The sequence below is a fragment of the Streptomyces olivochromogenes genome (assembly GCF_001514115.1).
GTDB classification, from domain to species: domain Bacteria; phylum Actinomycetota; class Actinomycetes; order Streptomycetales; family Streptomycetaceae; genus Streptomyces; species Streptomyces olivochromogenes.
On the sequence record NZ_KQ948473.1, the window covers coordinates 153,548 to 160,233 of the forward strand.

Here is a 6,686-nt window from a genome sequence, read left to right on the forward strand (position 1 = left end):
ATGCCGGTGAGCAGAGGGACCCGGACCGCCGGGTGTTCCGGGGGCGTAGAGGTCGTCCTGGCCGTCATCTCCATCTCCATCTCCATCTCCGGGGATGGCTCGACGGCCGGGACCACAGTGGCCTGGGGCACTCACCGATTGGCGTACAGCTCGTCCAGTCCGCCCGAGAGCGCGGCGCGTACCTGGCGGGTGACCTCGTCGACCAGCACTTCGGGTTCATCATTGAGCAGCCCCGTCATCGTCGCCTCGGCCACGTCGCCCGCAAGGATTTTCGGGGAGTCGACGTCCGACGCCAGGTCGGTGTCGACATAGCCGGCATGCACACCGACCACCAGCGTGCCCTGCTCCCGCAGTGCCAGCCGGAAGGCGTTCGTCAGCGACCATTGAGCGGACTTGGAGGCCGCGTAGCTCGGAAACTGCCGATTGGCCACCCACGACGCCACGGACAACATGTTCACCAGCGCTCCCCCGCCGTTGGCGGCCAACACGGGCGCGAACGCACGCGAGACAGCCCAGGTGCCGAAGTAGTTGACCTCCATCTCGCGCCTGGCGCCGTCCAATGAGCCCTCCAGGAGCGACGGGCCACCTGTGACCCCGGCGTTGTTGATGACGATGCTGACATCATCGGCGGCACGTGCGGCCGCGGCGACCTGCTCCTCGTCGGTGACGTCCAGCCGCAACGGAGTGAGGCCGGAGGCCAGGACTGCCTTCGGGTCCCGGACACCGGCGTAGACCTTGGCTGCGCCGTGAGCAAGCAGGGCCTCCGTGAAGGCCATTCCGATGCCACGGTTGGCTCCTGTGACAAGGGCTACCGAACCGTTGATGTCCATGATCATCACTTCCGTCAGTGAAAGCGGAGGACCCCCTTCTTCAAGGCTAGTACTCCAGCCGCACTGCTCTATTTCTCCTGGTCAACGGCCTGGCGGTGGGGAGCGTAGCGAGGGTTCGGCATGGGCGAGACGGTCTTGGACCGGCCCATAGCGCTCCCACCCACGTGTGCCTGCGCCGCAGTGGCACCGCTATGGTCCGGCACCCCCGTCGTCATCGCATTCGCCACCGGCGGGCATCCACCGAGCAGTCGTCTTCGGTGATGTATGGATCTCCGAACTCGCGGGGTTACGAGATTTCTGCCCCGCACTTCGATCGTCCCCCTCTATCCCCTCGTACGCCACCTGATCCGGTCCTACTCACGTGTCGCGCCCTCCGGCCACAACACGCGGACCGGGACCCCGTTCCGTTCGGCGTAGGACACCACATCGGCAGTGCCCCCATACCCCCACGCCGGCTTCCCGTCCCAGACGGCGAACAGTTCCTCGACCAAGCCGACCAGGATCTCGCTGGCCACCATGTGCGCGTCCGAGTCCGACGCCGTCTTACCCGTGTGATGCACCCGTGCCGCACGGCGCATCAACTCGTCGTAGACCGGCCAGTGACTTTCCGGGAGACCTTCGCGGTACTGCTCGGCGGGAACAACGACTTCGAGCTCCCCGCCGTACTTCAGCACCGCCTCCGCGAACCACGCATCCGGACCATCCGCAATGCACGAGACCCCCACCAGTTCAGCCGCATCGATTTCACGAACAGCCCCTTCAAGAAGCTGGCGAACCTGCCGCTCAACGTCTCGACTCAGACCTCGATGCCCGGTGATCCCCACACGCATGACCGATCCCCCTCCTACAGGTAGACGCCATGAAGGCGTTCATCGAAATCCCGTACCACCTTGGGCAGTGACGACAAGGACGGCGACCGGCGGACCTCCAGGGCTTCGATGGCTCAGTGCCCGCGTGCGCGTTCCGCCAGGTCGGCGGGTGTCGCCTGGTGGGCTGTCAGGCTGGCGACCACGTGGACGCGTTCAAGCGACACCATTCCGGTGCGCACCGTGCGCCGTCGGCGGAAGAATCGCGAGCACCACAGGGATGTGACAGTCGGGGAGGACGCCTCACGGGTGCGGACCGATAGTGCACCGCGGACGATGGACTCCCTGAGAAACCTGGCCGTCGGCGTGCTCCGCCTAGCGGGGCGGGACAACATCGCCGAGGGCCTACGCCATCACGGACGGGACATGACCCGGCCGATGGCAACCCTCGGACCCACGTGATCATTCCCGGCTGATCACGAGAACGACGGAGCCCTGCGCCTCCGACACCTGCACGTGCGCTGGGAACCACGCACCAACACCCGCGGAGCCTTCCGCGAACTCGCCTGCTGGCTCAGCACCAACACAACTCAAGTCACTGCCTTGGTAGTTGTTAGAGTCATGACATGGAGACAAAAGTTGACACGATCGTTCCTGGAAATGTACGCACGCGAGCAGAGATCATCCAGGCGTTCGGAGGAAGCACGCAGGGCGGCATATGCCCCTCAATCGAAAAGCGTAGCGTCAACCTCTACTCGGACCCCACCGTCGGAGAGGCCAACGGCTACTACGACGGTTGGCTGGCAGAGGAAGACGACCTGGGGCCCACCTTCGAGTACACCGGGGCTGGAAAGTCTGGCAACCAGACGTTCGCCGGATCCGCTGGCACAGGCAACCGAGCCATCCTGCGCCACGCCGAACAGGGCCGCACATTACGAGTTTTCACACAGGTCGGCCGGGTCCCCAAAAGCGACACCAAGACGCATCGATACCTCGGGGAATTCACTCTGGACGCATTGGAACCTTATGTGTGGCGCAGAGTGCACGGCGAGGATGGAAAACAACGCAATGTAATTGTTTTTCGCCTTCGACCGGACGGGGAAGTCCAGCACTCGTCAAAGAACCTAATCCCACCTGCAAAAGAGACCACATGGGAACTCATCCCATTCGAGGTAGTTACTGCAGCGACCCTTCAAACCGATCCTGCAACTACTGGGGCGCTGCCAACTTCCAAGCAGCGTAGGAAATCCAGCTCTTTGCGAAAGGCTAACGAGAACGCCGCTACCAGCGGCACGTTCGTCACTCCGGAGGCCTTCAATAAGAAGATGAGTCTTCGCGCGTCAGCCGCAGCCCACATCGCTGTGCGCCGTGAAGCCGAGCTGACGCGCACCTACATGGCCTATCTTAAATCTATGGGACGCAAGACTGGCGCCTTCCAGATTAAAGTCAAGGGTCTTACGTCCACTCTGAGGACAGATCTCTATGACGCAACGGAACACGTACTCTACGAAGCTAAGGGATCTAGTGCCCGCGAGGACGTAAGGATGGCTCTCGGTCAGATTCTGGACTACAGCCGCTATGTGCGAACTAAGGACCACGCAGAGCCACCCAAGCGCGTCATCCTCCTCCCCGAAGAACCTGATCTGGATATGTTCGATCTGTGCGAATCATACGGGGTGGAAATAGTTTACAGATCGGAAAATGGTAGCTTCATCGGAGAATCCGTACCAGCCGAATAAATCTTCTGAGCCTTCTACTCATAAGCCCTCCAACATCTTAGGGGGCCTACCTACGGGAGTCATGCGCCATCGACGTGAAATGACGCCAAGGCGAGCGGCTCCCGCATACGGCACGAGGTCGATCGGGTTCATCCAGGCATCAGAAAAGTGAATGTTCAAGTGTAGCGCGAGAGCTAAGAGAATGTCCTGAGATGTATCCGTATCGATTTGCGCGAGTAGAGACCCCGGCCCGGGCGAACGCTCTAGAAGGCGACTGTCAGGGTTCTGCCATTGCAGATGCCCTTTACCTAGCACCCACACGCTATCAGGCCATTCGAATGGAGGCCGATTTTGACACCAGTCCATAAGATGGCTACCGATGGTCTCTAATTTCAGACTATCAAAAGCGACGATGATTCCAGAGGTTGGGAAAAAGTCGTAGACTTTCCCATACGCCGACGTTTTCCGCGGTATAAGGCCAGGCGTCGGACGATAGGAACCCTTCGACATGTGCCGCAATTTACTGATCTTGTTACACGCGTCTACGAGTTGTTCCTTATCTAGTTTGGTCTTCACTTCAACGACGCCATAAACGCACTCATTTGGGAGGATCCGGTACCCGTTCAGAGTGGTGAAGGGTGGGGTTCCTCGATCCGCGAGAACGATGTCACATTGAGGAGAGGTCTCACCTGAGGCAGTGATGATTTCGGCATTATGTACCGTTTCCACGTGGGATGGTAAATAGCTAGCGAGAAACTCGCGAACCAGAGCTTCTCGGGAGGTGCCCGCTTCGCCGTTGTGGCTGAAATTCCTTGATTGCTCAAAATCTGCACGCATTCGCATGGCAACTGAGCCGAGTATTCTTCCAAGTTTCTCTTGAGGCATGAAATGATTCTAGGGTAGTCAACGGGTTTCTGCAGCTAAGAAAGGAAACCCAGCCGGGGACGGGGTCGGTCGGGTCCCAAGCGTCACCTAATCACCGATGGGCTCGGCACGGCTCTCGCGGCGATCGTGCTTCTGTCCGCCGAAGCACAGTTGGGTACGTCCAGTGGTCGGCCATAGCCTGCCCACTGTCAGTGGCATCTGTTACACATGGCCACAGCTGTCTGAGCGATCAAGGGAGCCAGAGTGTCCGAGCCGGGGGATCTGACGCAGCCTGCCGTGGGGGTGTATGAGGAGCTCATCACGGTGCGCTTCGAGCAAAAGTTGAAGGAGTTCTCGAGCCTCGGGTGGCATCCGACGAGCGACTCGGTAGGAGCCGAGTCCGTTCCCCATGTTCTGGCAAGACACATCGCCCGGACGGTGCGCCGCGTTCTGCAGAGTCTCCCTGCCGAGGAGCGGGTATACGCGGCGAACCACATCCTTGAGTCCATCAGCACCCTCGACGGAGCACGGGAGTGGGTGGATCTCGTGGCCGCAGGACCTCGCCAACTTCTCGCGCTGACAAAGCAAGAGGCGCCCGGCGTCTTCGCTGTCCGTCCAGCCACCCCTCTGTCCGATACGGCTCTGATCACCAACTCCCCGGACGATCCAAGCCTCGGCTTTGAGCTTCGTGCAGAGCTCGCCACAGCCGACCACGTGGACTTGCTCTGCGCCTTCGTTAAGTGGCACGGGCTACGCATCATCGAGCAGTCGCTCAGAGCAGCTCATGAACGGAACGTTCCCATACGTGTCATCACGACGACCTACATCGGGGCGACTGAACGACGGGCGCTGGACAGGCTGGTGCGGGAGTTCAACGCCAAGGTCAAGGTCAACTACGAAACGCGGACGACGCGTCTCCACGCCAAGGCGTGGCTCTTCCGTCGCAACAGTGGATACGACACTGCCTATGTCGGTAGCTCGAACCTCTCCAAGGCCGCATTGCTCGACGGCTTGGAGTGGAACGTCCGGCTGTCGTCCATCGCCACGCCTGACGTACTGCGGAAATTCGATGCGACCTTCGACGCCTACTGGAACGACCCGTCATTCGAGACGTACGACCCTGATGCTGACGGCACCAGGCTCCAGGAGGCGTTGGCCATCGCGGGCGGTACATCGTCCATCGCAGCCGCGGACCGCAAGATCACTCTGTCCGGCCTTGAGGTACGCCCATACCCGCACCAGCGCGACATGCTAGAACGACTGGACGTAGAGCGAGAGGTGCACGACCGGCACCGGAATCTCCTAGTTGCCGCGACGGGGACCGGGAAGACGGTAATGGCCGCGCTCGATTACAAGAACCTGTGTAAGAAATACGGCCGGGATCTGCGCCTGCTGTTCGTCGCCCACCGCAAGGAAATCCTGCAACAGTCGATGCGGACTTACCAAGACGTCTTGGTGGATGCAAACTTCGGCGAGTCACTCCACAGTGGGGAGATCCCGGAGCGCTGGACCCACGTCTTTGCCAGCGTTCAGTCCCTTAATGCTAGGGCACTGGATCAGCTCGACGCCGGCCACTTCGACGTGATCGTGATCGATGAATTCCACCACGGCACATCACCGACGTACCGAAAGATTGTTGATCACTTCCGGCCGATGGAGCTACTGGGACTGACCGCGACGCCTGAGCGCATGGACGGTAGGAACATCCAGGACGAGTTCTTCGGCGGGCGCATCGCTGCCGAGATGCGCCTGTGGGAGGCCCTGGAGAACGAGCTCCTCAGCCCTTTCCACTACTTCGGAATCAGCGACAACACCGACTTGAGTGCAGTGGAGTGGAAGCGCGGCGCCTATGACGACGCCGCCCTGAGCAACGTCCTGACCGGCAATGACGCGCGGGCGCGACTCATCGTGAAGGCCGTGGAGGAGAAGCTCGTCGAGCCCAGCGCCATGCGGGCGCTGGGCTTCTGCGTCTCGGTCGCGCATGCCCACTTCATGGCCGAGTACTTCCGTTCCGCCGGTCTGAACGCCGTGGCCCTCTCCGGCGAGACTCCGACCGAACAGCGTAGACAAGCCCTCGCTGACCTCAAGTCCGGCGCCTTGCAAGTGATCTTCTCCGTGGACCTCTTCAATGAGGGACTCGACATCCCCGACGTAGACACCCTGCTCTTCTTGCGCCCCACCTCCAGTGCAACCCTGTTCCTCCAACAGCTCGGCCGAGGTCTTCGCCGGAGCGAGAACAAAGCAGTGCTCACAGTGCTCGACTTCATCGGACAGCACCGCAAGGAGTTCCGCTTCGAAAACCAGTTCCGGGCCCTGACGAACCTCACCCGCAAACGGCTCCTGGACAACATCGAGCATGGCTTCCCGCAACTTCCCTCCGGTTGCCAGATCATCCTTGAGGAGAAGGCCAAGAAGGCCGTCATCGACAACATCAAGGATCAGATCGGTGTCAACGTCACCGCCCTAGC

General features: G+C 60.9%; 5 protein-coding genes. 2 read left to right on the forward strand and 3 right to left on the reverse strand.

Translation table 11 applies throughout. The annotated features are described in order from the left end of the window. Positions 1-131 precede the first annotated feature (131 nt). Together AQJ27_RS41645 and AQJ27_RS41650 are read right to left on the reverse strand one after the other, a co-directional pair. Entirely contained in the window at positions 132-830 is a 699-nt protein-coding gene (locus AQJ27_RS41645) for an SDR family oxidoreductase (protein WP_067381163.1), read from the reverse strand. Between the two features lie 353 nt (positions 831-1,183). Then, positions 1,184-1,660, reverse strand: a complete 477-nt coding sequence (locus tag AQJ27_RS41650) for a hypothetical protein (RefSeq protein ID WP_067381111.1) — start codon at positions 1,658-1,660, stop codon at positions 1,184-1,186. Between the two features lie 602 nt (positions 1,661-2,262). Between AQJ27_RS41650 and AQJ27_RS56790 the strand changes: the two genes are divergently transcribed. After that, entirely contained in the window at positions 2,263-3,375 is a 1,113-nt protein-coding gene (locus AQJ27_RS56790) for an SRA domain-containing endonuclease (protein ID WP_159064536.1), read from the forward strand. Between the two features lie 18 nt (positions 3,376-3,393). On the opposite strand, the gene AQJ27_RS56795 is transcribed toward AQJ27_RS56790, so the two are convergent. Beyond that, a complete protein-coding gene (locus AQJ27_RS56795; RefSeq protein ID WP_159064537.1) occupies positions 3,394-4,239 on the reverse strand; it encodes a DUF6602 domain-containing protein in 846 nt (281 codons plus the stop codon). 243 nt (positions 4,240-4,482) lie between these two features. On the opposite strand from AQJ27_RS56795, the gene AQJ27_RS41655 reads away from it, so the two are divergent. Continuing rightward, positions 4,483-6,686, forward strand: a 2,204-nt coding sequence (locus AQJ27_RS41655) for a DEAD/DEAH box helicase family protein (protein WP_067381166.1), incomplete at its 3' end; no start/stop codon positions are given.

Bases quoted from the DNA above. Each gene is read 5' to 3' on its own strand.
- AQJ27_RS41645 (WP_067381163.1), bottom strand. From the start codon at position 830: ATGGACATCAACGGTTCGGTAGCCCTTGTCACAGGAGCCAACCGTGGC.
- AQJ27_RS41650 (WP_067381111.1), bottom strand. From the start codon at position 1,660: ATGCGTGTGGGGATCACCGGGCATCGAGGTCTGAGTCGAGACGTTGAG.
- AQJ27_RS56790 (WP_159064536.1), top strand. From the start codon at position 2,263: ATGGAGACAAAAGTTGACACGATCGTTCCTGGAAATGTACGCACGCGA.
- AQJ27_RS56795 (WP_159064537.1), bottom strand. From the start codon at position 4,239: ATGCCTCAAGAGAAACTTGGAAGAATACTCGGCTCAGTTGCCATGCGA.